Origin of the sequence: Isoptericola maris (assembly GCF_048065335.1) — a bacterium.
Taxonomy (GTDB): Bacteria; Actinomycetota; Actinomycetes; order Actinomycetales; family Cellulomonadaceae; genus Isoptericola; species Isoptericola rhizosphaerae.
In genome coordinates, this window is the sequence record NZ_JBLUNY010000002.1 from 486327 (window position 1) to 512589 (window position 26263).

Annotated in this window: 26 protein-coding genes and 1 riboswitch; of the genes, 9 read left to right on the forward strand and 17 right to left on the reverse strand. The window is 74.1% G+C overall.

Features of this window, described 5'->3' with window-relative positions:
* Window positions 1-16: 16 nt before the first annotated feature.
* A complete protein-coding gene (locus ACH5HR_RS06460; RefSeq protein ID WP_402373011.1) occupies window positions 17-478 on the reverse strand; it encodes a DUF2255 family protein in 462 nt (153 codons plus the stop codon).
* A gap of 233 nt (window positions 479-711) precedes the next feature.
* Between ACH5HR_RS06460 and ACH5HR_RS06465 the strand changes: the two genes are divergently transcribed.
* Window positions 712-1914, forward strand: coding sequence for an ROK family transcriptional regulator (locus ACH5HR_RS06465; protein WP_416476850.1), 1203 nt, complete (start codon window positions 712-714; stop codon window positions 1912-1914).
* Here the strand turns inward: ACH5HR_RS06465 and ACH5HR_RS06470 are convergent.
* Genes ACH5HR_RS06470 through ACH5HR_RS06500 form a run of 7 tightly spaced genes read right to left on the reverse strand, consistent with a single transcriptional unit; the run spans window position 1880 to window position 8881 of the window.
* Window positions 1880-3244: an alkaline phosphatase family protein gene (locus ACH5HR_RS06470; protein ID WP_416476913.1), complete on the reverse strand. Its 1365-nt coding sequence runs from the start codon at window positions 3242-3244 to the stop codon at window positions 1880-1882. The genes ACH5HR_RS06465 and ACH5HR_RS06470 overlap by 35 nt on opposite strands.
* 5 nt (window positions 3245-3249) lie before the next feature.
* Window positions 3250-4428: a metabolite traffic protein EboE gene (eboE, locus tag ACH5HR_RS06475; protein ID WP_416476851.1), complete on the reverse strand. Its 1179-nt coding sequence runs from the start codon at window positions 4426-4428 to the stop codon at window positions 3250-3252.
* Between the two features lie 3 nt (window positions 4429-4431).
* Window positions 4432-5331 (reverse strand): TatD family hydrolase, encoded by a 900-nt coding sequence (locus tag ACH5HR_RS06480; protein WP_402373003.1) that lies wholly within the window; start codon window positions 5329-5331, stop codon window positions 4432-4434.
* A 47-nt stretch (window positions 5332-5378) separates the two neighbouring features.
* Window positions 5379-5954 carry an EboA domain-containing protein gene (locus tag ACH5HR_RS06485; protein ID WP_416476853.1) on the reverse strand — a complete coding sequence of 192 codons (576 nt, stop codon included), beginning with the start codon at window positions 5952-5954 and terminating at the stop codon, window positions 5379-5381.
* 4 nt (window positions 5955-5958) lie between these two features.
* Window positions 5959-6810, reverse strand: coding sequence for a sugar phosphate isomerase/epimerase family protein (locus ACH5HR_RS06490; RefSeq protein ID WP_402373932.1), 852 nt, complete (start codon window positions 6808-6810; stop codon window positions 5959-5961).
* Between the two features lie 5 nt (window positions 6811-6815).
* The gene (locus ACH5HR_RS06495) at window positions 6816-7691 is read right to left on the reverse strand and encodes an SCO3242 family prenyltransferase (protein WP_416476854.1); all 876 of its coding nucleotides are present in this window, start codon (window positions 7689-7691) and stop codon (window positions 6816-6818) included.
* Window positions 7688-8881 carry an inositol-3-phosphate synthase gene (locus ACH5HR_RS06500; RefSeq protein WP_416476855.1) on the reverse strand — a complete coding sequence of 398 codons (1194 nt, stop codon included), beginning with the start codon at window positions 8879-8881 and terminating at the stop codon, window positions 7688-7690. The genes ACH5HR_RS06495 and ACH5HR_RS06500 overlap by 4 nt, the downstream gene beginning before the upstream one ends.
* A 168-nt stretch (window positions 8882-9049) precedes the next feature.
* On the opposite strand from ACH5HR_RS06500, the gene ACH5HR_RS06505 reads away from it, so the two are divergent.
* Complete coding sequence (locus tag ACH5HR_RS06505; RefSeq protein ID WP_416476857.1) at window positions 9050-10084, forward strand: ferric reductase-like transmembrane domain-containing protein; 1035 nt, start codon at window positions 9050-9052, stop codon at window positions 10082-10084.
* Window positions 10085-10097: 13 nt separating this feature from the next.
* Here the strand turns inward: ACH5HR_RS06505 and ACH5HR_RS06510 are convergent, their stop codons facing one another.
* Window positions 10098-10679: a TetR/AcrR family transcriptional regulator gene (locus tag ACH5HR_RS06510; RefSeq protein ID WP_416476859.1), complete on the reverse strand. Its 582-nt coding sequence runs from the start codon at window positions 10677-10679 to the stop codon at window positions 10098-10100.
* 70 nt (window positions 10680-10749) lie between these two features.
* Here ACH5HR_RS06510 and ACH5HR_RS06515 point away from each other — a divergent pair, with 70 nt between their 5' ends.
* Complete coding sequence (locus ACH5HR_RS06515) at window positions 10750-11154, forward strand: VOC family protein (protein WP_402378167.1); 405 nt, start codon at window positions 10750-10752, stop codon at window positions 11152-11154.
* Between the two features lie 4 nt (window positions 11155-11158).
* Here ACH5HR_RS06515 and ACH5HR_RS06520 read toward each other — a convergent pair whose 3' ends face one another.
* The gene (locus tag ACH5HR_RS06520) at window positions 11159-12415 is read right to left on the reverse strand and encodes an arginine deiminase (protein ID WP_402378164.1); all 1257 of its coding nucleotides are present in this window, start codon (window positions 12413-12415) and stop codon (window positions 11159-11161) included.
* Window positions 12416-12556: 141 nt separating this feature from the next.
* Here ACH5HR_RS06520 and ACH5HR_RS06525 point away from each other — a divergent pair, with 141 nt between their 5' ends.
* Window positions 12557-13291 carry a VOC family protein gene (locus ACH5HR_RS06525; RefSeq protein ID WP_402378161.1) on the forward strand — a complete coding sequence of 245 codons (735 nt, stop codon included), beginning with the start codon at window positions 12557-12559 and terminating at the stop codon, window positions 13289-13291.
* Between the two features lie 28 nt (window positions 13292-13319).
* Here the strand turns inward: ACH5HR_RS06525 and ACH5HR_RS06530 are convergent, their stop codons facing one another.
* On the reverse strand, window positions 13320-14300 hold the full coding sequence (locus ACH5HR_RS06530; RefSeq protein WP_402378158.1) for an LLM class flavin-dependent oxidoreductase: 981 nt from the start codon (window positions 14298-14300) through the stop codon (window positions 13320-13322).
* 151 nt (window positions 14301-14451) lie between these two features.
* Window positions 14452-14604, forward strand: a riboswitch (cyclic di-AMP (ydaO/yuaA leader).
* On the opposite strand from ACH5HR_RS06530, the gene ACH5HR_RS06535 reads away from it, so the two are divergent.
* Entirely contained in the window at window positions 14604-15464 is an 861-nt protein-coding gene (locus tag ACH5HR_RS06535; RefSeq protein ID WP_402378156.1) for a M15 family metallopeptidase, read from the forward strand. (Overlaps the previous riboswitch by 1 nt.)
* Window positions 15465-15473: 9 nt before the next feature.
* On the opposite strand, the gene glmS is transcribed toward ACH5HR_RS06535, so the two are convergent.
* The 3 genes from glmS to ACH5HR_RS06550 all read right to left on the reverse strand — a co-directional run bounded on the left by glmS (window position 15474) and on the right by ACH5HR_RS06550 (window position 18704).
* The gene (glmS, locus tag ACH5HR_RS06540; RefSeq protein WP_416476861.1) at window positions 15474-17312 is read right to left on the reverse strand and encodes a glutamine--fructose-6-phosphate transaminase (isomerizing); all 1839 of its coding nucleotides are present in this window, start codon (window positions 17310-17312) and stop codon (window positions 15474-15476) included.
* Window positions 17313-17378: 66 nt separating this feature from the next.
* Window positions 17379-17639 (reverse strand): hypothetical protein, encoded by a 261-nt coding sequence (locus ACH5HR_RS06545; protein ID WP_416476862.1) that lies wholly within the window; start codon window positions 17637-17639, stop codon window positions 17379-17381.
* Window positions 17640-17723: 84 nt separating this feature from the next.
* Window positions 17724-18704 (reverse strand): helix-turn-helix transcriptional regulator, encoded by a 981-nt coding sequence (locus tag ACH5HR_RS06550; protein ID WP_416476864.1) that lies wholly within the window; start codon window positions 18702-18704, stop codon window positions 17724-17726.
* 63 nt (window positions 18705-18767) lie between these two features.
* Between ACH5HR_RS06550 and ACH5HR_RS06555 the strand changes: the two genes are divergently transcribed.
* Window positions 18768-19910 carry an epoxide hydrolase family protein gene (locus ACH5HR_RS06555; protein WP_416476866.1) on the forward strand — a complete coding sequence of 381 codons (1143 nt, stop codon included), beginning with the start codon at window positions 18768-18770 and terminating at the stop codon, window positions 19908-19910.
* A 24-nt stretch (window positions 19911-19934) separates the two neighbouring features.
* On the opposite strand, the gene ACH5HR_RS06560 is transcribed toward ACH5HR_RS06555, so the two are convergent.
* Window positions 19935-20522, reverse strand: a complete 588-nt coding sequence (locus ACH5HR_RS06560) for a TetR/AcrR family transcriptional regulator (protein ID WP_416476868.1) — start codon at window positions 20520-20522, stop codon at window positions 19935-19937.
* A 96-nt stretch (window positions 20523-20618) separates the two neighbouring features.
* Here ACH5HR_RS06560 and ACH5HR_RS06565 point away from each other — a divergent pair, with 96 nt between their 5' ends.
* Window positions 20619-21002 (forward strand): DUF1304 domain-containing protein, encoded by a 384-nt coding sequence (locus ACH5HR_RS06565; RefSeq protein ID WP_416476870.1) that lies wholly within the window; start codon window positions 20619-20621, stop codon window positions 21000-21002.
* Window positions 21003-21042: 40 nt separating this feature from the next.
* The gene (locus ACH5HR_RS06570) at window positions 21043-22059 is read left to right on the forward strand and encodes an NADP-dependent oxidoreductase (RefSeq protein WP_416476872.1); all 1017 of its coding nucleotides are present in this window, start codon (window positions 21043-21045) and stop codon (window positions 22057-22059) included.
* 13 nt (window positions 22060-22072) lie between these two features.
* Here the strand turns inward: ACH5HR_RS06570 and ACH5HR_RS06575 are convergent, their stop codons facing one another.
* Window positions 22073-23323 carry an MFS transporter gene (locus tag ACH5HR_RS06575; protein WP_416476874.1) on the reverse strand — a complete coding sequence of 417 codons (1251 nt, stop codon included), beginning with the start codon at window positions 23321-23323 and terminating at the stop codon, window positions 22073-22075.
* 106 nt (window positions 23324-23429) lie between these two features.
* Here ACH5HR_RS06575 and ACH5HR_RS06580 point away from each other — a divergent pair, with 106 nt between their 5' ends.
* Window positions 23430-25013, forward strand: a complete 1584-nt coding sequence (locus tag ACH5HR_RS06580) for a carboxylesterase/lipase family protein (protein ID WP_416476876.1) — start codon at window positions 23430-23432, stop codon at window positions 25011-25013.
* On the opposite strand, the gene uxuA is transcribed toward ACH5HR_RS06580, so the two are convergent.
* Entirely contained in the window at window positions 24958-26139 is a 1182-nt protein-coding gene (gene uxuA / locus ACH5HR_RS06585; RefSeq protein WP_416476878.1) for a mannonate dehydratase, read from the reverse strand. The two genes, ACH5HR_RS06580 and uxuA, sit on opposite strands and share 56 nt — an antisense overlap.
* Window positions 26140-26263: the final 124 nt, after the last annotated feature.

Here is a 26263-nt window from a genome sequence, read left to right on the forward strand (position 1 = left end):
CGGCAGGTCCGCCGGCTCAGCAGCTGGGGCAGGGCACCTCTCCCGGGCGAGCCACGCCACGCTCCGCGCGGACCCTGTCCCACCACGCCTGCGCCCGGTCCAGCAGCGGCGCCGTGCGCTCCCAGAGCGTCGGGCGGCGGGTGCTGACCCGGAACGTCGTGGCCGCCGCAGCGTCCGAGACGACGGCGGAGACCCGCTCCGGGGCGCAGTGCCCGTACTTCGCCCGGTAGGCGTCGTCGAGCGGGCCGTGCACCTCGGGCGCCACCTCGGCGAGCGTCACGTGGTGCACGACGTCGGCCACCCGCACGCGTGCCCCGCCACCGCCCGGGTGCAGCCGTTCCCCGCCTGGCGCCGACCGCACGTAGAGGTCGTGGCCGAGGGACACCACCCACGCCGGGTTCCCCGGGCCTGACCCGTCGCTCGTGAGCAGCTGGGCGGTGGGAAGGGACGCGAGGTCCTGCAGGGTGGTGTCGGTCATCAAGGTCTCCTCGCGGCGGTGCGTCAGGGTCGTGCTGGGCGGGCTCGGGTGGATGTGGTCTCCTCAGAGGGGGTGTGCGTCCAATCCGGTGGAACCCCGCTGTCGCCCCGGCTATTCCGGCAGCAGGAGGCCCGCCCTTCCTAGGCCTGCTTTTGCCGATCATGAAGCAAAAGATGACCTTTCGGGGCACAACTTCCCTCGCAGAGGTCGGTCAATGTGGTTGACTTCTCCGCATGGCGACCGTTTCGGCACCCGAGCTCGGTGCCGTCCTGCGGCTGCTCCGCGACGGGCGTTACCGCACCCGCGCCGAGCTAGCGCGCACGGCCGGGCTCTCCCGCTCCACGATGTCCGCGCGTATCGACGAGCTCCTGCGCCTCGGCCTCGCAGCCACGGTCGGCGACGCCGGATCCACCGGAGGCCGGCCCGCCGCGACGTTCGCGCTCGCACCCGGCTCCCGGCTCGTCGCCGGCGTCGACCTCGGCGCCACCCACGCGCGGGTCTCCGTCACCGACCTCACGGGCCGCGAGCTCACCGAGCACATGGAGCAGCTCCACATCGCCGACGGCCCGGACGTCGTGCTCGACCGGGTCGCCGAGATCCTCGTGGGGCTGGTCGCCGGCCTCGACCGGCCGATGAGCGACGTGGTGGGCGTGGGGGTCGGCGTCCCGGGACCGGTCGACCACACCACGGGCCGCCCGACCAAGCCGCCGATCATGCCGGGCTGGGACGGCAGCGACGTCGTGGGAGCGCTCCGACAACGTCTCGGGGACGTCGCCGTGCTCGTCGACAACGACGTGAACCTCATGGCTCTCGGCGAGCACGCGACCGCCCTGCCCGCCGTCGGCCACCTGCTCTACGTCAAGGTCGCCACCGGCATCGGCTCCGGCATCGTGGCCGACGGCAGGATCCACCGCGGTGCGCAGGGCAGCGCCGGCGACCTCGGCCATATCGCCGTCCCCGGGGCGAAACCGGTCCGCTGCACGTGCGGCAACACCGGGTGCCTCGAAGCCATCGCGGGCGGTGCCGCCGTCGCCGCCCGCCTCGCAGCCCAGGGCCTCGCCGCGGAGAGCACCAACGACGTCGTCGAGCTCGTCCGGCACGGCGACCTCCGCGCCGCCGCGGCGGTCCGCGACGCCGGCCGGTCGATCGGGGCCGTGCTCGCCGGCTGCGTCAGCCTGCTCAACCCGTCCGCCGTCGTCGTCGGCGGATCCATGTCACGGGCCGGCGAGCACCTCATCGCCGGCATCCGCGAGATCGTCTACGCCCGCTCGCTGCCGCTGGCGACCCAGCACCTGCGGGTCGTCACCAGCATCGCCGGCGCCCGGGCCGGCGTGCTCGGCGGGGCGCACTCCGCCGCCGAGCACGCCTTCGCGCACCCCGAGCTGCTCACCGGCGAGACCGTCAGCCCACCGGGCTCGGCAGCCGCGACAGCCTGAGCAGCAGGTCCCGCACCTCGGTCGCCTCCAGGCGCTCCGTGCCCAACGGCACCGAGGACAGCAGCACCGGGCCGTCCGCCGGGTCCGCCGGCAGGCGACCGTGAGTGCCCCGCACCGGCGACGGGTCGAGCGGCACCACCCGCAGCGCGGACCGCAGGCCCGTCTTCTTGCGCAGCACGTGCAGCAGCGCCCGCGCCTTCACCCAGCGGTCCGCGGGGTCCCAGAACAGCTCGGCCGGGTCGAACCCCGGCTTCTTGTGGATCTCCACCGACCGCGCGAAGTCCGGCGCCTTCGCGTCGTCCAGCCAGTAGTAGTAGGTGAACCAGGCATCGGGCTCGGCGACCAGCACCAGGTCTCCCGCCCGCTCGTGGTCCAGCCCGTACGCGGCGCGGCCCTCGGCGTCCAGCACCTCGGCCACACCGGGCAGCGCGGCCAGCAGCTCGGAGACCTCGGCCAGGTCGGCCTCGTCCGGCACGTAGACGTGCGCCACCTGGTGGTCCGCCACGGCGAACGCCCGCGACGTCCACGGGTCCAGCAGCTCGCCCGTGGCGTTCGTGTGCACGTGCAGCAGGCCCGCACGGCGCAGGGCCCGGTTGACGTCCACCGGGCGGCGCGCCGCCGTGATCCCGTACTCGCTGAGCGCGACGACGGTGGTGCCGGTCCGCTCGGCGTCGTCGAGCAGCGGGGCGAGCACCTCGTCGACCGCCTGCGCGGCCGCCACCGCCTCGGGTCCGTCCGGGCCGAACCGCTGCAGGTCGTAGTCGAGGTGCGGCACGTACACCAGCGTCATGTCGTGGTCCGGCAGCAGCCGCCGCGCGGCCGCCACGATCCACCGCGAGGAGGCGATGCTCGCCGTCGGCCCCCAGTAGGTGAACAGCGGGAACGGACCCAGCTCGGACTCCAGCTCGTCGTGCAGCTCCGGCGGCCACGTCCAGCAGTCCGGCTCCTTGCGGCCGTCGGCGCGGTAGACGGGACGCGGGGTGATCGTCGTGTCCGCCGTCGACCCCATGGCGTACCACCAGCACACGTTGGCGACCCGGTAGCCCGGCTGCTCGTGCCGGATCGTCTCCCAGACCTTCTCGCCCTGGACCAGCCGGTGGTGCTGACGCCACAGCAGCGGCTCGCCCAGGTCGCGGAAGTACCAGCCGTTACCCACGATGCCGTGGTCCCGGGGCATCCGGCCCGTGAGGAACGTCGACTGCACCGAGCAGGTCACCGCCGGGAGCACCGTCCCCAGCTCCGCCCGTCCGCCACCCTCGGTCAGCGCCCGCAGGCGCGGCATGTGCTCCAGCAGGCGTGGGGTCAGCCCGACCACGTCGAGCACCAGCATCCGGTTCACAGGACCTCCATCCCTCGGTCGACGAGCTGCGCGCGCGTCCAGTCCAGCTCCGCCGCGATGCCGGCCACCAGGCCGTCGTCGTCGCGGGGCCGCAGGTGCGCGGGCAGCACCGACCACGTGTACGTCTCGGTCTCCAGGTGCTCCACGAGCGGGTGCGCACCACCGACCAGGAGGCCGAGCGCGTCCGTCAGGACCTCCCGGGTGCTCCGCAGCGGCGGGCGCGGGTCGGCGTGCAGCGGCACGTGGACGTGCACCCGCCACGGCCCGTCGCCGGGCAGGCCCGCCGAGCCCGCCACGCGGCCGAGCGCGTCCGGCAGGTCGTCACGGCGGTCCACCGACGCCTCCTGCTGCTCGCGCACCTGGTGCAGGAACCGCGCCTCCACGAACTCCTCCAGCGCGGCCAGCGCCTCGGGGTCCGTCGGGTCGTCGCAGTGCAGCGCCGCCGAGACCTGCGTCTTGACCACGTCGACCCCCGCACCGTGGAGCTGCGCGAGCGCCGCGGCGGGGTCCTCGAACTCGGTGGCCAGGTGGCACAGGTCGAGGCAGGCGCCCAGCCGCTCGGTATCGACCCCGTCCAGGTGCTCGACGAGGCCGCTGGTCGTCTCGGCGACGCAGCCGGGCTCGGGCTCGAACGCGACCCGCACCGTACGACCGGTGCGGTCCTCCAGCTCCCCGAGCCCCTCGGCGAGCCGGTCGACCCGGTCGCGGGCCGCGGCGGCACGGTCGGCGTCCCAGGGCTCGCGCCAGCCCAGCGGCAGCGTGCTGATGCTGCCGCGCGTGACGTCGTCGGGCAGGAGCTCGCCGAGAACCTGCGCGCAGTCGAGGGTGTACTCGAGGCGGGCGTCCTCGGTCCAGTCCGGCCGGTAGACCGCCTTCTTGACCACCGGCGCGTGGAAGTTGCCGTACGGGAACGCGTTGACCGTGACGACCTCCAGTCCCTCGTGGTCGAGCGCCTTGCGCAGCAGACCGACGGCGGCGGGATCGGCCGCGAGCCGACGCGTCGCCTCGGCGGGGAGCCACAGGCCGAGACCGAGGCGGTCCACCCCGAGCCGCCGCCGCACGGGGCCGCCGAACCGCCGGAGCTGGTCGACGAGCCCGTCGACGTCCTGCGCCGGGTGGACGTTGGTGCCGTAGGACACGTGCAGGACGCTCCCGTCGGGGTGGCGCAGACGCACGGCTCAGCCCTCCGAGCCCGCGGTCGGCACGCCCTGCGACCCGCCCGGCGCGAGCGGCTCACCACGCTGCAGCGTGTTGCCCGCGAAGTCCCCGGCGTCGTCGACCACGTCGTCGAGCAGCAACCGGCCGCTCTGGCCGTAGAACGCCACCGGGTTGCGCCAGAGCACGTGGTCCACGTCGTCGTCGGTGTAGCCGCCCTCGAGCATGGCCCGGCCCGTGCGGTACGTCTTCAACGGGTCGGAACGTCCCCAGTCCGCCGCCGAGTTGACCAGCGCGCGGTCCAGGCCGCGGCGGTCCAGGATCGCGACCATCCGGTCCTCGTCCATCTTGGTGTCCGGGTAGACGGAGAACCCGGCCCAGCAGCCCGCGTCGTCGACCAGGTCGACGGTCTTCTCGTTGAGGTGGTCCACGAGGACGCGCTCCGGCGGCAGGCCCACCTGCCGCACGATCTCCAGGGTGCGCCGGGTGCCCGCCACCTTGTCGCGGTGCGGGGTGTGGACCATGACGGGCAGGTCGTGCTCGCCGGCCAGCTCGAGCTGGCGGACCATCACCTTCTCCTCGGCGTCGGTCATCGAGTCGAAGCCGACCTCGCCGACGGCGACCACGCCGTCCTTCTCCAGGTAGCGCGGGAGCAGGTCGAGCACCTCCAGCAGCCGCGGGTCGTTCGCCTCCTTCGGGTTCAGCGCGATGGTGGCGTGGTGGGCGATGCCGAACTGCGCGGCGCGGAACCTCTCCCACCCCAGCAGCGCGTCGAAGTAGTCGACGAACGAGCCGACCGACGTGCGCGGCTGCCCCAGCCAGAACGCGGGCTCGACGACGGCGCGCACCCCGGCGGCGTGCATCGCCTCGTAGTCGTCGGTCGTCCGGGAGGTCATGTGGATGTGCGGGTCGAAGATGCGCACGGCACTCTCCTCGGGTCGGTCCGCGGCGTCGCGGAGGGATCGGTCGGTCAGTGGTCGGCGGAGGCCAGCAGCCGCAGCGCGTCCTCGGGGACGTCGCGCCCGGCGGCCTCGCGCTCCTCGGCGAACGCGCGCACCATCCGGTCGAGCTCGGCGTCGCGGCGGGCGTCCAGGGCCGCGACGGAGGCCAGCGGGACGCCGGTGAACAGGCACTTCAGGACGCCGTGGCGCCAGGCGTCGACCGGCAGGTGCGCGGCGGCGTACGGGCCCATCGCGACGGCCACCAGCCGGGTGTCGTTGGTCCGCAGCGCGTCGAGGACGACGGGCACCGCGCCGTCGCCGAGCCCGAGCTCCTCGAGGTCGGGCAGCGCCATCAGCACGGCGCGGCGCTCGTCGGCGTCGCCCACGGCGTACTGCCCGGCGACGACGTCGGTCGCGACGTCCGGCCCCGCCGTCTCGCACGCGGCCACCAGCAGCCGGGACCGCGCGACGTCCTCGATCCGGCGGCCGTCCAGACCCGGGCCGCGACCGACCACCCGGGCTGCGCGGGCGGAGACCCGGGGCAGCGCCGCGGGATCGTGCCGCACCTCCCCGACGAGCACGGCGAGACGTTCCTCGGCGGTCATCTGGTCACCTCCTGGGTCTGAGCGGGATGTCCGCCTGGTAGGCCGACGCGCGGATCGCCTCGGCACTCGAGGCGACGAGCCGAGCGGCGGCGTGCGAGTGGCGGGGCAGCTCGACGGCGGCCAGGCCGTCGAACGCGGCCTCGTGCAGCGCGGTCAGGACCCCGGGCAGGTCGACGTCCCCGGTGCCGAGCTCGAGGTGCTCGTGCACGCCACGCACCATGTCGTCCACCTGGACGTGGGCGATCAGGTCCCCTACGCGACGCACCACGTCAGGGCCGGGAGCGTCCTCGACGCAGGTCAGGTGGCCGACGTCCACCGTGAGCCGCAGGGCGTCCGGGTCGCCGAGCTCGCGGCGCAGGTCCAGCACGTCGTCGACCCGCTCGACGAGCATCCCCGGCTCCGGCTCGAAGGCGAGGACGACGCCCGCGGCCTCCGCGACGGGGATCAGCTCCTCGAGGCCGGCCCGCAGGCGCGAGCGGCCCGTCGCCCTCGAGGTGCCCACCGGCAGGATCCCGGACCACAGGTGGACCGCCGGCGACCCGAGGTCCGCGGCGATCTCGACGGCGGTACGCAGCAGGGCGACGCGGCGCTCCCTGCCCTCGTCGGACAGCAGGGTCGGCTCGTGCTTGCGGCGGGGGTCGAGCACGTAGCGGGCGCCCGTCTCCACGACCACCCGCAGGCCGTGCCGCTCGAGCATCCCCCGGACCGCCGTCGTCCGCGCCGCGAGGTCCGGCGCCAGCGGGTCCAGGTGCATGTGGTCGAGGGTCAGGGCGACGCCGCCGTACCCGTGGTCGGCGAGCAGCGCGAGCGCGTCGTCGAGGCGATGGTCGGCCAGCCCGTTGGTGCCGTAGGCCATCGTGATCACGTCGGGCTCACCACCTTGGCACCCGCCCGCGCCAGCGGGACCACGGTCATCAGGCCGAGCGCGGCACCGACGGCGCCCTGCCCGGCGAGCAGCGCGGCCTGGAGCGGAACCATCCCCCGGATGCCGACGCCGGTGGCCCGCCGGGCGTTCCCGGCGTCGGGCGCGCGGACGACGTCGAGCTGGGCGGGCAGGACGGCGGCCACGTACGACGCGGCGAGGCCCGGCCCCGCGACGGACGTGGCGACGGCGGGGCCGGTGCCACCGCGTGCACCCACCAGCGCGCCGAGGGCGGCCGCGGCGCCGACGCCGACGGTGGTGGCCGCGGCGGTGCGGGCCGTGCCGACGGTCGTGCCGTGCACCTCGCCGCGCGACACGGCCGTGACGGCGAGCGTGTGCACGCCGAGCGCGGTGGCCGGACCGAGGGCGGCGCGCCGGCCGCCGGCACCCATCAGCACGTCCAGGAACCGGGTCGACGCCATGACGACCGGCCCGGCCGCCGTCGGCTTCGCGACGAGGTCGTACGTCCACACCGCGGCCGCCAGGGCGGTGCCCACGGCGAGCGGCCGCCGTCCGGCGACCGCGGCGCACGCGAGCCCCACGCCGGTGAGCGCGGCCGCGACGCCCAGGGCCTCGTCCGGCCGGACCCGGCCCGACGGGATCGGACGGTCCGGCCGCTCGACGGCGTCGAGCTCACGGTCGGACCAGTCGTTGAGGGCCATGCCCGCCCAGTACAGGGCGGCGGACGCGAGCGGGAGCGCCGCCGTCCGCCCCCGGCTCGGCCACCCCGCGGCCGCGGCGCCGACCAGCGTGTCACCCGGGACGGTGAGTGCCGCGGGGAGCCGGACGAGCTCGGCGAGGTCGCGCCACCTCATGCGGCGCCGTGGGACGGCGCGTCCGCCGGGGCGGCGGCGAGGTCGGCGCACCAGCGGGTCAGCGCCTGCCACTGGTCGGTGAGCGCGTGCGACGTGCCACCCAGCGGCTCCTTGAAGAAGAACCCGAGCGCGGCGACGGGGCCGCACTGGCCGGCCTGCTGCGCTCGCGCGAGGAGGCGGGCGAGGTCGAGGACGAGCGGCGCGGCGAGCGCCGAGTCGCAGCCCTCCCAGGTGACCTGCATGCGCATGCGGGTCCCGAGGAACCCCTCGAACGACACGTGGTCCCAGGCCGTCTTCCAGTCGCCCATGTCGGCGACGTGGTCGATCCGGACCGGCCCGTCGACGGGGTAGCCGAGGATCGCCTCCAGCGCCATGGCCTTCGTGGCCGTCTTGCTCGCCGCCGCGGCCGGGTCCGCCAGCGTGCGGCCGTCCCCGCCCCCGAGGATGTTGAACGCCGCCCACGACCGGACGTCGAGGGCGCGCATCGCGAACATGGGCGCGAGCGCCGACTTCAGGAGGGTCTCGCCGGTCTTCCCGTCCCGCCCGGCCCACGGCAGGTGCCGGGCCTTGGCGAGCTCCTCGAGCGCGGGCACGTGCGGACCGGTCGACGGGGTGAACTCCACGAAGGGACAGTCGGCCCGGAACGCGGCGTACGCGTAGAGGGACGACGGCGGGAGCGCTGCGGTCCCGTCGTCGAGCGCGCGGTCGAGCTCGTCGAGGGAGCCGATACGGGCGGCCTCGGGCGACGGTGGTTCCGTGCTGGAGACGTCGATGACGACGAGGTGGTCGAGATCGTGCTCGGCGCGGAAGTCGCGCAGGTCCTGCTCGAGCCGGTCGGCGGTGGCGCGGTCCGCGGCTCCGGTGGCACCCGGGCGGACCCGGGCATCGACCGCGGCGAGCCCGTCGAGCACCTCGGTGACCGTCTCGGGCGGTACCACCCCCGAGCGGGCGAGCTCCTGGGCCCGCTCGACCATGCTGCCGGCGAGGTCGTGCCCGCCGAGAACCAGCCCGTCGAGGGGCGGCAGCCCTGCGCGGGACACCTCCTCGAGCTCCGTGACCAGGCCGGTCGGCGCGGTGCCGCCCCGTGCGAGGGCGAGTGCGCCGACGGTGGCGGTGGTCGCGACCGAGCCGCGAGCGCCGATGAACCAGACTCCGGTACGGGGTCCACGGACGTCGTCATCATTGACCATATCGCGCACACTACGCGACTTATGTTCGCTGTCAAGCAAATGTCGGGCCACTTCTGCACTCGCAGGTCAGCGCGGTTCCTTGACCCTCGCCGAACGGGCTCGGTACCTTCGCGGCTGGCCGACGGGGGCCCTGCGCGGTGCCGCCGTCCTGGACGAGGGTGTGCATCGATGGTGGCTGGCAGGACGGTCCGGTTCGACTCCGCGGCGCTCCGCGAGGACCTGCGCGCGGCATGGAAGGACGCCGCTGCGGCCCTCCTGCTGACGCTGGCGGTGTTCGTCCTGCTGTACCGGAGGGTCGAGACCGGCGCCTCGGCCACGACCGACGTCATGCCGTACCTCGCGGACGCCCCGCTGTACTGGATGTACTGGTTGTGCCAGGCGTTCGGATGGTCGGGCCTCGCGTGGGCGTGGATCACCGTGATGCTCGGGCTCGTCCGGTCCGCCCGGCGCCCGGCCCGGCTGCCCGTCCCGACGGCACGGCTCGAGCGGTGGCACCGCACCACGAGCCTGACGACGATCGGTCTGATGTTCGCCCACGCCTTCTGGTTCTTCGCCGAGCTGGTCCGGGAGAACGCGGACGGGCTCTCCGCACCGGCGCTCGTGGGGAGCGCCTTCGTCGACGTGTTCGTCCCCGGCGGGTACTCCTCGGGCACGGGGCAGATCGCGATCCTGATCGGGCTGCTGGCGCTCTACCTGGCCGTTCCCCTCGGGCTCGCGTTCTACGCGCGCCGGTGGATGGGCCCGCGCGTCTGGCAGGCGCTGCACGCGTCGATCATCGTCGTCTACGTGCTCAGCGTGTGGCACACGCTCCTGTACGGGACGAACGTCTGGTACGACGGCGCCTTCCGCACCACCGTCTGGCTGCTCCAGCTCCCGGTCGCCGCCCTCCTGCTCGCCCGGCTGCTCGCACCGGCACGCACGGCCGGGCGGACCGTCGTCGACGCCGTCGGCCGCTGGGTCGGGCGCGGCGCCGTCGCGCTGACCGTCGTCGTGGTGCTGTGGGCGACCGCCACCGGCCGGGACGGAGGCCGCACGCCAGGAGCGGAGGGAACCGGCCCCGACGTCACGCAGGCGATGGTCTGGGCGGGGTCCGTGCTCTTCGCGGTCGCGGTCACCGTGGCCGTCGTGCGGGCGCACCGCCGCCCGCGGGTGCGCCCGGGTCGCGACGAGTCCGGGAAGCTGGAGCACAGCCGGTCAGCGTAGGCCGGCCTCGCCGTCAGCGGCGCGCGACGGCGGCGTCGAGCAGCAGGTCCAGCGACCGGTGGGCGGCCTCGCGCGCCCTGGGGTCCCCGCCGCGGTCGACGAGCCACAGCGCGGCCTCGTTCATCGCGCCGGAGAGCTGGGCGGTCAGCGCGTCCAGCAACGCGGGGCCCACGCCCGCCTCGGCGAGGGCGTCGCGCAGGTGCACGGCCGTGGACTCGGCGTCGAGGGCCCGCCACTCCTGCCAGCCGACGACGGCGGGCGCCTCCACGAGCAGGATGCGCACCGTCCGTGGCGCGGTGATCGCGTCGAGGAACGCGTGGCTCCCGGCACGCAGCCGGTCCGCCGGGGCGTCGGTGGTCTCCGCGGCCGCGACGAGGGCCGCTGCGACCTCCCGCTGCAGGTGAGCGGTCACCGCCCGGAAGAGGCCTGCCTTGCTGCCGTAGTGGTGGTAGACGGCTCCGCGCGTCACCCCGCCGGCGACGGCGACGTCGTCCAGCGCGACGGCGGCGTAGCCCCGGTCGGCGAACAGGTCGGCGGCGATCTCCACGAGGCGGCGGGCCGTCTCGGCGGCCGCTGCGGCGGTGGCGCGTGGCATGGGTCCTCCTGACATGCACAGCGTATGTATAGTGGTTTACGTACGCAGTGTATGTCTTCGAGGAGGCGCCATGTCCGTCACGAGCTTCTACCCCGTCATCATGTCCGCGGACGTCAGCTCCGCCGCCGACTTCTACCGCCGCGTCCTGGACTTCGAGACCACGTTCGAGGCCGACTGGTACGTGAGCCTGCGCCGCGGCACCTTCGAGCTGGCCCTGCTCGACGCCGATCACCCCACCGTGCCCGCCGGGTTCGGCCGGCCCGTCCAGGGGCTGCTGCTCAACCTGGAGGTCGAGGACGTCGACGCGGAGCACCGGCGACTCGTCGACGAGCACGGTCTGCGGCCCGTGCTGCCGCTGCGCGACGAGCCCTTCGGGCAGCGCCACCTGATCGTGGAGGCGCCCGACGGCGTCCTCGTCGACGTCATCCAGCCGATCGAGCCGTCGGCCGAGTTCGCGGCGGCCTACCGCGAATGAGCGCTCAGGCGACCGGGTCGCGCACGATCGGGCACGTCATGCAGTGCCCGCCACCGCGCCCGCGGCCCAGCTCCCCGCCGACGATCGTGATCACCTCCACGCCCGCACGGCGCAGCTCCGCGTTGGTCAGGGTGTTGCGGTCGTAGGTGAAGACCACCCCCGGCTCGACGGCGACCGCGTTGTTCCCCGAGTCCCACTGCTGACGCTCCGAGGCGTACACGTCCCCCGCCGTCTCGACCACGCGCAGCCGGTCCAGCCCCATGGCGCGCGCCACGACGTCCACGAACGGTGTGCCCCCATGGTCCGTGACCTCCACGCCCGGGGCGCGGTCGCTCGGACGCAGCACGTAGGGCCGGATGTTGTCGACGATCGTCGGGTGCACCGTCACCAGGTCGCGGTCGGCGAACGTGAACACCGTGTCCAGGTGCATCGCCGCCCGGAGCCGCGGCATGCCGGCCACGACCACCTGGTCCGCCGCCCCGCCGTCGAACAACGCCTTGGCGAGCTGGCTGATCGCCTGGCGCGACGTGCGCTCGCTCATGCCGACCAGGACGACGCCGGAGCCCACCGGCATCACGTCGCCGCCCTCGAGCGTGGCCTGGCCCCAGTCCTGCTCCGGGTCGCCCCACCACACCGTCGCGTCCCGGTACTCCGGGTGGAAGGAGTAGATCGCCTTCATCAGCAGCGTCTCGTCCTTGCGCGCCGGCCAGTACAGCGGGTTCAGCGTGAGCCCGCCGTAGATCCAGCACGTGGTGTCGCGGGTGTACAGGGTGTTCGGCAGCGGCGGCAGCAGGTACTCGCGGGCGTCCGGCGCCTCCTGGGCGAGCGAGACGTAGTCCGTGCGGTAGTCCGCCGGCAGGTCCGTCGTCGACAGCCCGCCCACCAGGGACCGCGCCAGATCCGACGGCGACAGCGAGTCGAGGTAGGCGCGCGTGCCCTCCACCATGCCCAGCCCGACGCGGTTCGGCACCACCTTGCGGTCCAGCAGCCACGCCCGCGCCTCCGGCAGCGCCATGGTCTGGGCGAGCAGGTCGTGCAGTTCGACCACCTCGACGCCGCGGCCGGTCAGCTCGTCGACGAAGTCCTGGTGGTCACGCTGGGCGGCCTCCACCCACATCACGTCGTCGAACAGCAGGTCGTCCGAGTTCGTCGGCGTCAGCCGCTCGTGCGCCAGGCCTGGCGAGCACACCAGGACCTTGCGCAGCCGACCCACCTCGGAGTGGACGCCGTACGTCGCCGCACCGCTCGCTCCTGCACTCATGCTTCTCCTTCGCTCACGCCGTCCCGCCTGCTCGGCCGTGGCGTGCAGCGCCGTCGGGCACCCGTTCTTCGCGATCCTGGCAGGCGCGGATGGGCCTCGCACCCTGACGACCGCTGCCCTCCGTGGGTAGGGTCGGGCGCCATGGCACTCCAGCTCGTGCAGGTGAACTTCAAGGCTCGCGACGAGGCGGCGCTCGGGCGGTTCTGGGCCGACGCGCTCGGCTGGAGCCTCGACAGCGAGGGCCCCGGGGTGGCCAACGTCGAGCCGCCGGGCTTCGACTGGCCGGACCCCTCCGCCGTCTGCGTCGACGTCGTCCGGGTCCCGGACCCCGAGACCGTGCGGTACCGCGCGCACCTCGACCTCGCCACGACGTCGCAGGCCCACCAGGCGGAGCTCGTCGCGCGGTTGCGCGACCTCGGGGCGCAGCCGGCGGACATCGGCCAGGGCGACGTGCCGTGGACCGTGCTCGCCGACCCGGAGGGCAACGTGTTCTGCGTGCTGGAGCCGCGGCCGCTCTACCAGGACACCGGCCCGATCGCCGCCGTGGTGGTCCACTGCGCCGACCCGCGCGCCATGGCTCGGTTCTGGGGCGAGGCGACGGGCTGGAAGGTCCACGAGGTCTCCGACGACCACGCCCGGCTGCGCGCCCCCCAGGACGTCGGCCCTTACCTGGAGCTGGTCCGCACGCCCGCGGAGACCGCCTGGACCCGCGTGCACCTGGACCTGCTGCCGTACCCCGGCGACTCCCAGGCCGCCGAGGTGGAGCGGCTGCGGTCGCTGGGCGCCACGGACGCCGACGTCGGCCAGGGCGACGTGCCCTGGGTCTGCCTCGCGGACATCGAGGGCAACGACTTCTGCGTCCTGGGGCGGGGCTGAGGCGGCCCCGGCCCGTCGACGCCCGGTCTCAGAGCACCCGCGCGAGCGCGTCGAGAGCCGCCGTCGGGTCCGGGCCGACGGGGATCATGACCACGCAGGACGCCCCGGCGTCCCACCGGGCCGCGACACCGCCCTGCACCTGCGCGGGCGTCCCGGCCAGCGCGAGGTCGTCGAGCCACTCGTCCGGCAGGTCCCGGACGAACTCTGCCCGCGAACCCGCTCGGCGGCGCAGCGCCCGGAACTCCTCGGCGAACGGCAGCGGCGCGACGTGCGGGTCCCAGTCGGGCTCCCCGATCCACTCCAGCCCGGGACGTGCCGTGTCCCGCGCACGCGCCGCGTCGTCGTCGACCGCCGCGACGTCGTAGGTGACGACCCGGTGCGGGCCCGCGGCGGCGACGTGGCCGAGCGCGGCCCGGACGTACGCGGGGGCGCACGGCTCCGCGAGGACGGTGCCGTCCGCCTGCCGCCCGGCCAGCGCGAGGGACCGCGGCCCCCGCACGCCCGCCAGCACGCGGGGGGTCGTCGTGGGGACGACGGCGGGTTCCAGCCGCACGCCGTCCAGCGCGACGTAGCGAGCGGTCCCGTCGAGCTCGACGACGTCACCCCGCACCAGCGCGCGGACGGCGCGCAGGTGCTCCTCGAGCAGCGTGAGCGGGCTGCTGGGCCACGCCCCCGCGGACCGCATCCAGCCCGGCATGCCGTGCCCCAGGCCGACGTCGACCCGGCCCGGGAAGAGCTGGCCCAGGGTGGCGACCTCCATCGCCGTGAACGCCGGGTTCCGCGCTGCGGCGGGCAGGACGCCGACCCCCACCCGGATCCGCTCGGTCGCCGCGAGGACCGCCGCCGCCTGCGCCGTGCCCCCGCGGAACCCGAGGTCCTCGACCACCCAGAGCTCGTCGAAGCCGTGCGCGTCGGCACGCCGGGCGAAGTCGAGGACGTCCCCGGCCGGCAGGTCCCGGGGCAGCATCACCCCGACCGCACGTTCCGTCGTCGTCTCGGAGGGTGCCACGTGGTCTCCTTCGTCGTCGGGCTCACCCGCGATCATGCCAGCGCCGGACATGCTGTTACGCGTTCGTGACAATCGGTGCCTCCGCGCGGTACGTTTCTGCATGCCTCGCCACGCCGCGAGGCACGTCGCACGGGCGCCGAGCCCTGTCACCGTGCGTCGTCGACCGAAACAGACACGGGGCGGGGGAACCAACGACGGGCGCCACGGCGTCCTTGGGGTGAAGCCGACCGCGCAGCGCGCGGCGGCCGGGTCAGTCTCCGACCCGAATCCGACAGCTAACCCCGAAGGCGCCAGGAGATGACGATGACCCGCTCCACCCGCGCACGCCGTGGCCGGCACTTCGCCGAGCCCCAGCCCCGCGCCTCCCGTGCTTCACGCACGACCCCGCGACCGGCGGCACGACTGGCACCACGTCCCGGGAAGGTCGGCGCCGGGTTCGCCCTCGCGCTCGCCACGGCGTCCGCCGTCGTCGCCCCGGCCGTCCTGCCGGAGGAGGCCAACGCCGAGGGGACCGGGACCACGACCCTCGATCCCGCGGCCCTCGCCGCCGCCGAACGGGCGGTCGCCGAGCGCTCCGACCGGTCGGCCTCCAGGTCCGGCACGGCCGCCCGGTCCGGCGTCGCGATCGTCGTCGACCGGGAGGCCAAGGTGTCCCGGGACGGCGACCGCGTCGACCGGGACTCGATCGAGATCGTGCCGGCCGACCCCGCCCCGGCCGCGCCGGACGAGCAGGTCCCGCCGCCGGGCTGCGACCCGAGCATCGACCCGCAGGGCAGCAACGGCCGCCTCTCCACGGCCGACCTCTGCGCGCCGTGGGCCGGCGCCGTGCTCCTGCGCGCCGACGCCGCGACCGCTCTCGCCGCGCTGAACGACGCGTACACCGAGCAGTTCGGCGAGCAGATGTGCATCACCGACGGCTACCGCAGCTACGACCAGCAGGTGGTGCTCAAGGGGCAGAAGCCCGGCCTCGCGGCCACCCCGGGCACCTCCAACCACGGCTGGGGCCTCGCGGTCGACATCTGCCCGGAGTCGTACGCCGGCGACCGCTGGGCCTGGCTCGCCGAGCACGGCCCCGCGGCGGGGTGGACCAACCCGGCCTGGGCACGCCAGGGCGGTGCGGGACCCTACGAGCCGTGGCACTGGGAGTTCTCCCCCGCCGCGTGACGGGTCGCGTCACTCCACGGTGACGGACTTCGCGAGGTTGCGCGGCCGGTCGACGTCCTCGCCCAGCGCCACGGCCGCGTGGTAGCCGAGCAGCTGGGTGGGGATGGTCAGCAGGATCGGGTCGAGCTCGACCTCGTTGCGCGGCACCTCGATGCGCGCCGTCGCCGCGTTCCCGAGCTCGACGCCCGGGTGCGTGATCGCGACGACAGCGCCGCCACGCGCCCGGATCTCCTGGGCCGCGGTGATGTTCCGCTCGACGAGGTCGTCGTCCGGGATGATCGCGACCGAGGGCAGCTCCGGGCTGATGAGAGCGAGGGGGCCGTGCTTGAGCTCGCTCGTCGGGTACGCCTCGGCGTGCCGGTAGGTGATCTCCTTGAACTTCTGGGCGCCCTCGCGTGCCACCGGGTAGCCCCGGACGCGACCGACGAAGAACAGGCTCGGCGCCGTCGAGAGCTCCTTGGCCGCGGCGGCGAGCGACTCCTCGCCGGCGAGGATCTCGGCGATCTGGCCGGGGATCGCCCGCAGCCCGGCGATGATGCGCCGGCCGTCGGCGAACGACAGGTCGTGCACGCGCCCGAGGGTGAGCGCCAGCAGCGCGAACCCGATCGACATGTGCGTCAGCGCCTTGGTGGAGGCCACCGCGACCTCGGGTCCGGCGTGCAGGTAGATGCCGCCGTCGACCTCCCGCGCGATGGACGAGCCCACGGCGTTGACGAGGCCGACGACGGTGCCGCCCTTGCGCTCCACCTCGCGGACGGCGAAGAGCGTGTCGGCCGTCTCGCCGGACTGGCTCACCACCACGTAGAGCGTGCTCGGCTCGATGATGGGGTTGCGGTAGCGGAACTCGCTGGCGGGCTCCGCGTCGGCGGGGATGCGCGCCAGGTCCTCGATCATCGAGGCCCCGAGCTGGCCGACGTAGTAGGCGGACCCGCAGCCCAGCACCTTGACGCGCTCGAAGCGGCGCAGGTCCCGCGGCTCGAGGTTGAGGCCGGCGAGCTTGGCGGTGCCGAAGCGGTCGTCGAGGCGCCCGGTGAGCATCCGCTCCACCGACTCCGGCTGCTCGTGGATCTCCTTGTGCATGAAGTGGTCGTGCCCACCGAGCTCCAGCTCCTCCACGGTGAGGTCGATCGTGACGGCGGCACGCGCCGTCCGCTCCTCGCCGGCGGTGAAGCTGTGGAAGCCGTCCGCGGTGACGGTGGCGAAGTCGCCGTCGTCCAGCAGCACGACCTGGCTGGTGTGCCGCACGATCGCCGCCGGGTCCGACGCGACGAACATCTCGCCGTCGCCCACGCCGAGCAGCAGCGGCGAGCCGTTGCGCGCCACCACGACGCGCTCGGGCGTCTGGACGTCGAGCACGGCGAGGGCGTAGGTGCCCACGATCTGCCCGACGGCGCCACGCACCGCGTCCTCGAGGCTCAGGCCGGTCGCGAGCTCGCGCGCCACCAGGTGGGCGACCACCTCGGTGTCCGTGTCGGAGGTGAGCTCGACGCCGTCGTCGGCCAGGCGGCTGCGCAGCGTCGCGAAGTTGTCGATGATCCCGTTGTGGACCACGTGGACGCGGCCGTCGAACGACGTGTGCGGGTGGGCGTTGCGCTCGCTGGGCTCGCCGTGGGTGGCCCAGCGGGTATGGCCGATGCCGGTGGTGCCGGCGAGGCGCGCGGGCAGCGCGGCCTCGAGGTCCCGCACGCGGCCCTGCGCGCGGACGACGCGGGACGGGTTGGCCTTCGAGCGCGGGTTGAGGACGGCGATGCCGGCCGAGTCGTAGCCGCGGTACTCCAGGCGCGTCAGCCCTTCGACGAGGACGGGCGCTGCCTGCTGGGGGCCGATGTAGCCGACGATTCCGCACATGGGATCGGTGCTCCTGAGGGGTGAGGGGTGGCGGAGGAAAAGCGGGGGTGCCGGGGGCTGCCCGACCTAGCCGTAGACGATCCGGCGGACCTGACGCTCGGTGAGCTCCGGCGCGGCCACCACGCGGTCCCGCAGCTCCGCGGCGATGCGCGCGTAGATCTCGGCGTTGCGGTGCCCGGTGGTCTGCAGGGTCGTGTGGCGACGCCGGACGTAGTGCTCGACCGGTTCGGAGTACCAGGCGAGGACGTCCTCGATCACGCGCGCGGCCTCGGACGGGCTCAGGCCCGTGGTGAGGGCCACGCGGGAGACCAGCTCGGCGTCGTTCACCGGTCAAGCATGCGCTCCTGGCGCACGAGTGTCCAGGATTTGCCCGGATTCGGGCAGATAGCGGCGGTCGGTCTCCAGCGAGCGTCACTCCGTGGGTGAGCCGCCCGCTGCGGCTGCACCACCCGCCGCACGGCGGAACCTCGTCGCGAGGCGTTCGAACGCCGCCGCGAGCTCGTCGCCCTCGACGACCTCGACGTCGACCCCGAGCTGCGTCAGCCACAGCGCGAGCCCGTCCGGGTCGTCGGAGCCGAGCACGACGCGGCACGTGGACTCGTCGACCACCTCGATGTCGAGGGGGATCCGGATCTTGCCGGCGACCTCGGCGGCGGGAGCGTGCACGAGCACGCGTGCGCGGTACTTCCAGGCCCCCTTGATGACGCGTCCGACGACGAACTCGACCACCTTGTCCTCCGGGATCACGCGGGGCCGGAACCGCGCGCCCGTCGGTGCGTGCGGCACCATGCGGTCCACCCGGAAGACCCGCCAGTCTCCGCGGTCGAGGTCCCAGGCGAGCAGGTACCAGTACGGCCCCCAGGCCACCAGCCGTTGCGGCTCGGTGTGCCGCGCCGCTTCGCTGCCTCCGGGCTTGGTGTACCCGAAGCGGAGCCGTTCGTGGCCGCGGATCGCGGCAGCGACCGCCCCGAGCGCCGAGAGGTCGAGCGGCGGATCCGCCCCCGCGACGACGCTCGTCGCCTCGCGGACCGCCTCCACGCGTCGACGCAGGCGCGAGGGCAGCACCTGCTCCAGCTTGGCGAGCGCGGTGAGCGAGGTCTCCTCGACACCGATCCGCTGGGTCGCGACCACCCCCAGCGCGACCGCGACGGCCACGGCCTCGTCGTCGTCGAGCAGCAGCGGAGGCATCGCCGTCCCGGCGGCCAGCCGGTACCCGCCCGCGACGCCGGGGCGCGCGTCCACGGGATAGCCGAGCGAGCGCAGCCTGCCGACGTCGGCGCGCACCGTCCGCGTGCTCACGCCCAGCCGGGAGGCGAGCTCGTCGCCCGTCCAGTCACGCCTGACCTGGAGCAGCGACAGCAGCTCCAGCAGGCGGGCCGAGGTCTCCAACATGTTCTCGATCATTCCACCGATCGCGGAAGCATCCTCGCCGCATTGACCGGGATCGTGGTCGTCATGACCGAGAACACGACACTCACACCGTTCCGCATCGACATCCCGCAGGCCGACCTCGACGACCTGCGCACCCGGCTGGCGCAGACCCGCTGGCCGCACCCCGTCCCGGGCCGGGACGACCGCACGGACTTCAGCCGCGGCATCCCGCTGGCGTACCTGCAGGAGCTGGCAGAGTACTGGCGCGACGGGTTCGACTGGCGCGCCCAGGAGGCGGCGCTCAACCAGCAGGACCAGCTCACCACCGTCGTCGACGGGCAGACGTTCCACGTCGTGCACGTGCGGTCGGCGAACCCGGACGCGACCCCGCTCGTCCTTCACCACGGCTGGCCCGGTTCCTTCGTCGAGTACCAGCGTCTGGTCCCCCTGCTGACCGACGACTTCCACGTGGTCATCCCGTCGCTGCCCGGCTTCGGGTTCTCGACCCCGCTGTCCGGGACGGGCTGGGAGCTGGCGCGCACCACGGAGGCGTACGCCGAGATCATGACGCGCCTCGGGTACGGACGGTTCGGTACGCACGGCACCGACATCGGCTCGGGCATCGCCGGCCGGCTCGCGGCCCTCCACCCCGAACGGGTCATCGGCACGCACACGGGGGTGGAACGCCGACTGCTCGGGATGGTCGGCGACAAGTTCCCCTACCCCGAGGGCCTGACCGACGACGAGAGGGCACAGATCGCCGAGGTCCACGCGGAGTCCGCCGCAGAGCGGGGGTACTACGAGATGCAGAACCACCGCCCCGACACGATCGGAGCCGCGCTCACCGACTCACCGGTCGGCCAGCTCGCGTGGATCGCCGAGAAGTTCAAGACCTGGACCAGCGGCGCGTTCCGGACGCCGGACGGGGCGGTCGACCGCGACCAGCTCCTGACGAACATCAGCCTGTACTGGTTCACCCGCTCCGGCGCGTCGAGCGCGCAGTTCTACTACGAGAGCGAGCACTCGGGGCTCGAGTGGGCCATGGCAGCCGAGGTCCCGTCCGGATGGGCCGTGTTCGACAGCCACCCGCTCGTGCGCCGCGTGATGGACCCGTGGGGCGCGGCCAGTCACTGGAGCGAGTTCACCGAGGGCGGGCACTTCCCCGCGATGGAGGAGCCGAAGCTGCTCGCGGACGACCTCCGCACCTTCTTCCGCCGCATCTCCTGACGCGCGGAGCCTCGCTGGAGGGCCTCATGCCTCGAGGAGCGCCAGGGCGCTATCGAGCGAGCCGGTCGCGCTCCGGGGGTCCACGCGGACGAGCGCGAAGGCGCTGACCACCAGCGAGGTGCACAGATCGGCCAGCCGGGCCCGCGCGGCCCCGCCCCCGCCCCCGCCCCCCCCCGCGGCCCCCCCCCCCCCCCCCCCCCCCCCCGCCCGCAGCTCGGCCCGGTAGTCCGCCACCGTGCGTCGGACCGCCGCGTCCCGGGAGATCGGCGCCCCCGAGGTGTTGACCAGCAGGCAGCCGCTGTCGGCCTGGATCTCGCCGGTGCGTGCGAGGGCGTCGCGCAGCCCGGTGAAGTAGTCCACGACGGCCTCGGGCGCGACCGGCTCGGCGAGCAGCGGACGCAGGCGCGGCCGGACGACGTCGTCCAGGTAGGTCCGGACGGCCGCGTCGAACAGCCCGCGCTTGGAGCCGAAGCGGTGGTAGATGCTCGACCGGTTCAGCCCCGTGGCGGACTCGAGCGCGGGCACGGAGGTCCCCTCGTAGCCCGATCGCCAGAACACCCCGAGCGCCGCACGCACGACGCGGTCGGTCTCGAAGGCCTGCACCCTGCCCATCGCTCGCCTCCGGTTGTTGGAACGGTCGTTCCAGTATAGGTTGTGGACCGATCGTTGCAGAACTTCTGTCGCGCCGCCCGAGCAGGGAGCATCCCGATGATCGTCGCCGGACTCGTCCTGGCAGGACTGGCCGCCGCCCTCCACGTCTACATCTTCTGGCTGGAGTCGGTGGTCTGGACGACGCGCGCCCGCGCCGTGTTCGGCACCAGCGAGCAGGAGGCGGCCGCGACCCGCGAGCTCGCGTTCAACCAGGGCTTCTACAACCTCTTCCTGGCGATCGTCACGGCCGTCGGCATCGTCCTGCTGGCCACCGGGTCCGACGCGGCCGGTGCGGCCCTCGTCCTCGCCGGCCCCGGCTCGATGGCGGCCGCCGCCCTCGTGCTGCTCACCTCGTCCCCCGGCAAGCGTGGCGCCGCGGTGAAGCAGGGCGTCGTGCCGCTGCTCGCCGTCGTCGCCCTCGCCGTCGGCCTCGCTCTCTGAAACGTCCGCCCCACCGTCCCCGAAGCAAGGCAGGTCCCTCATGTCCGACGTCGTCTCCACCCAGGTCCAGCTCGCCGCCCGCCCCACCGGCTGGCCCACCGAGGACACCTTCCGCGTCGTCCAGGTCACCTACGGCGACCTCGAGCCCGGCCAGGTCCGCGTGGTCAACGAGTTCGTCTCCGTGGACCCGTACATGCGCGGCCGCATGAACGACGTCAAGAGCTACGTCCCGCCCTTCAAGGTCGGCGAGACCATGACGGGTGGCGCCGTCGGCCGCGTCGTCGAGTCGGCGTCCGACGACGTCGAGGTCGGTGCGGTGGTCCAGCACCAGTACGGCTGGCGTGACGTCGTCCAGGAGGACGCTCGCGGTTTCCAGGTGGTGCCGGAGATCCCCGGGGCGCCGCTGTCGCTCTACCTCGGCATCTTCGGACTGACCGGGCTCACCGCGTACGTCGGGCTCACCGCCGTCGCGGAGCTGCGCGAGGGCGACACCGTGTTCGTCTCCGGCGCGGCCGGCGCCGTGGGTACGGCCGTCGGGCAGATCGCCCGCCTGCTCGGCGCCTCGCAGGTGATCGGCTCGGCGGGATCGGCCGAGAAGGTCGAGCTGCTGACCGGCAAGTACGGGTACGACGCCGCGTTCAACTACAAGGACGCGCCCGTGCGCCGTCAGCTGCGCGAGGTCACGCCCGACGGCGTCGACGTGTTCTTCGACAACGTCGGCGGCGACCACCTGGAGGCGGCGCTGGACCGCATGAACACCGGTGGGCGCGTAGCCCTGTGCGGTGCTATCTCGCAGTACAACGACACCGAGCGCACGCCCGGGCCGGACAACCTCGCCAACATCGTCACCCGCAGCCTGATGCTGAAGGGCTTCACGCTGCCGAGCTACATGGACCACGCCCCGAAGTTCAACGAGCTGATGACCGGCTGGTTCTCCGACGGCAAGATCGTCTACGACGAGACCGTCGTCGACGGCATCGAGAACGCTCCGCAGGCGTTCCTGGACATGATGCGCGGCGGGAACGTCGGCAAGATGGTGGTGCGCACGGCCCGGTGACCTGCGAGCGCGGTCAGAGGTCGATCCTCGGCGTCGTCCGGCGCCCCTGCAGCAGGACGCCGGCGACCAGGATGGCGACACCGGCCACGGGCATGACCAGCAGCCCCACCCGCAGGTCGCTCGCATCGGAGACGAGCCCGACGAACGGCGGCGTCAGGAGGAACCCGAACCGCATCAGCCAGGTGACGGCCATCAGCCCCGTGCCGGGACGCAGGCCCGGCAGCTCGTCGGCCGCGTGCATCGCCGCGGGGATCACCGTGGCCACGCCGAAGCCCGCGACGGCGAACCCCGCGACCGTGCTTGGGACGGACGGGAAGGCGAGCGCCAGGGCCATCGCGACGGCGACGAGCGCGCCCCCGGCACGCGCCACGGCCCGCTGGCCGAAGCGGTCGACGAACCGGTCCCCCGTCGCCCGTCCCAGGAACTCCGCCGCCATGAAGGCGATGAACGCGGTGGCCGCCACGGCGCCCGTCGCGTCGAGCGACCCCGAGAGGTAGACGGCCGCCCAGGAGTTCGTGGCCTCCTCGACCACGGTGCCGGAGATGCCGACGATGACGAACGCGGCCAGCAGGAACAGGGTGCGACCGCGAGGGACCGGCGGCACGGGGGGCCCCGAGGGGTCCGCCACGGCCCGGCGCTGCTCGACCGCACGCTCGGCCGCGGCGCGCTCGTCGCCGTCGCGACCTGGCAGGCAGTACCGCATCGCGACGAGCGCGACCGCGGAGAACAGCGCGCCGGAGATCGCGAGATGCAGGTCCAGGGGGATCTCGAGGGCGATCGCACCGGCGGACATCGCCCCGCCCACCACGCTGCCGACCGACCACAGGGCGTGGAACGAGTTGAAGATCGACCGGCCGTAGCGGCGCTGGACCCGCAGGCCGTGCGCGTTCTGCCCGACGTCGGTGAACGCGTCCGACGCCCCGGCGGCGAACAGCGCGGCGACGAACAGCCCGAGCGCGGGCGCGGCCCCGGCGCACAGCACCCCGGCCGAGGTCAGCACCGTGCCGAACGCCGCGATCCGGGCCGAGCCGAAGCGGCGGACCGCGGCACCGGTCGCGAACCCCGAGACGATCGCACCGGCCGGGAACGCGATGACGGCCATCCCGTAGACGGTGTTGCTGAGGTCCAGGGCGGCCTTGATCTCCGGGTACCGGGGCAGGAGGTTGGCGAACAACGCACCGTTCGTGAGGAACAGGACGGCGACGGCGGCGCGCGCCCGCCGCTCCGTCCTCCCCGGACGCCCGGGCGTGGTCTCGTGGCTCATCGATCGCCATCCTCGCGCAACCTGGCCCGGCAGGCATCGCCCGCGCCGTTGCGGTGCCGGGGGACGAGGCGCACGCTGTGACGACCGAGTCAGGGAGGTGGCGTCGATGCAGGCACCCCTGCGCCCGGCTCCCCCGCCCGAGGTGCGCACCCGGGCAGGCCGGGTGCGAGGCGCGTGGCGAGGCCGAGCTCCCCGGACGGCGGCGTTCCTCGGCATCCCCTACGCCGAACCACCGACGGGCGAGCTCCGCTTCGCCGCACCCGTGCCGCACGCGCGCTGGGACGGCGTCCTCGACGCCACCGCGTTCGGCCCGACGCCGCAGCGCGGGGACAGCGGCATCACCCTGATCCCCGAGCCGTCCGTCCCGGGCGACGCGACACTGGGCGTCAACGTCTTCACCCCCGCACCCGACGTCTCCGCACGGCTTCCCGTGCTCGTCTACGTGCACGGCGGTGGGTACACCTCGGGCTCACCGGCGAGCCCTTGGTACGACGGCGCGGCGTTCGCGCGCGACGGCGTCGTGACCGTCACGCTCTCGTACCGACTCGGGTTCGACGGCTTCGGATGGATCGAGGGCGCTCCGTCGAACCGCGGCGTGCGCGACTGGCTCCTCGCCCTGGAGTGGGTCCAGGAGAACGTCGCCGCGTTCGGGGGCGACCCGGACCGCGTGACGGTCGCCGGGCAGTCCGCCGGCGGCGGGGCGGTGCTCACCCTGCTCGGGATGCCCGCCGCACAGCACCTCTTCCGCGCCGCCTGGTGCATGTCGGGCGCGCTCTCGGAGGTGCCCGTCCCCCGCGCCCGTCAGGTCGCGCGACGCCTCGCGGACGCGGCCAAGGTCGCCCCGACGCTCGACGGCTTCCGGAGCGTCCCCGAGGACCGCGTCCTCGCTCTCCAGGAGTCCGCGGCCCGGCCTGCGAGGGCCGGGGCGCTCGCGGGTGCCGTCGACCAGCTGACACACGGCACGGCCCTCGGGCCCGTCGTCGACGGCGAGCTGGTCCTCGGGCCCACGGTCTCGTCCCTCCGCGACGGTGTCGGCGCCGGCAAGCCGCTCGTGCTCGGCACGGCCGACGACGAGTTCTCGATGCTCCTCGACGGGGCACGCAGAGCCCTCCGGTGGGTCCCGCCGAGCCTCGTGCTGGCCGCCCTGCGGGTCCCCCGGTCGCAGCGGCGTGCGTACCTCGCGGCGAACACCGCCCTGCGCGCCGGCGGCACGGCCCGGCTCCTGGGCCGGTTCGTCACGGACACGGTGTTCCGGCGCGTGGTGGTGGAGGTCGCGAGGGCGCGCGACGGCGCGCAGGGGCCGGCGCCGACCTGGGCGTACCGGTTCGCCTGGGCGTCGCCGACGTACGGGATCGCGCTGCACTGCCTCGACGTGCCGTTCTTCTTCGACGTCCTCGACGCGCCCGGGGTGAGCAGGATCGCCGGGGACGATCCTCCGCAGCGCCTGGCGGACGACCTGCACGGCGCGGCGTCGGCGTTCGTCCGCTCGCACGACCCGGGATGGACCCCCTGGACCGGCTCGGCGTGCGCGGCCCGCGTGTGGGACACGAGCGGGCCGGCCGAGACCGTGGACGGCTACGCGGGCGTGGAACCGTTGGTCCGTTCTCCCGGCGACCCGGGCGACGGCGACGGGCTCAGCGTCGCTGCCGCACCGCGAGCTCGACCCCGCGCAGCTCCGCCAGCCCCTTGAGCCGCCCGACGAGCGAGTAGCCGGGCACGGCGGACGCACGCTCGGAGGCCTGCTCGGCCAGCAGCAGGTGGCCGTGGTCCGGACGCATCGGGATCGGGGCGCCGCCGTGCTCCTCGCGGCGGAGCTCCTCGCGGACGAGGGCGTCGACGACTCCGACCATGTCGACGTCCCCCCCGAGGTGTGCGGCCTCGTGGAAGGTGCGCGGGTCGGCCTCGCGGCGCGTGGAGCGCAGGTGGGCGAAGTGGATGCGCGGGGCGAACTCGCCGACCATCGCGACGAGGTCGTTCTCGGGCAGCGCCCCGAAGGACCCGGTGCAGAAGGTCAGCCCGCTGGTCGGGTTCGGGACGGCGTCGAGCAGCCAGCGCGCGTCCGCGGCCGTCGACATGATCCGCGGGAGGCCGAGCACGGGCCGCGGCGGGTCGTCGGGATGGATACCCAGGCGCACCCCGCACTCCTCGGCCACCGGGACGATCGCTTCCAGGAACTCGACCAGCGCGGACCGGAGCGCGTCGTCGTCCACGTCGGCGTAGGCCGCGAGCTCGGCGCGCAGCCCGTCGAGCGTCCACGTCTCCTCCGAGCCCGGCAGGCCCGCCGAGACCGTGGCGACCAGCCGGTCGACCGCCGTCGGCGTCATCGCGTCGAGGTGGCGACGAGCACGCTCGACCTCCACGTCGGTGTAGTCCGCCTCGGCTCCCGGGCGCTCCAGCAGGAACAGGTCGAACGCCGCGAAGGCGTCCTGGTCGAACCGCAGCGCCAGCGCGCCGTCCGGCAGCGGATACGCCAGGTCGGTGCGCACCCAGTCCAGGACGGGCATGAAGTTGTAGCAGACGACGTCGATGCCGCACGCGGCGACGTTGCGCACGCTCTGGGCGTACGTCTCGAGCCACCGCTCGTAGCCGGGCGCGCGGCGCTTGACGTCGTCGTGCACCGGGATGCTCTCGACGACGGACCAGCGCAGGCCGGCGGCCTCGATCTGCTCCCGGCGGGCGGAGATCGCCTCGACGGTCCAGACCTCGCCGTTGGGGACGTCGTGCAGCGCGGTGACGATGCCGGTCGCCCCGGTCTGACGGACGTCCGCCAGCGTGATCGGGTCGCGCGGTCCGAACCAGCGCCAGGTCTGCTCCATCGTCGTCCTCCCGGTTGCTCCGTCGCCGTTCGCAAACGTTGTCATAGGCGCGCACCGGGGTCAACCGGCCCACGTCGCGTCACGCCGACAAACGTTTGCAGCAGCGCGGTCGACCAGGCGACGG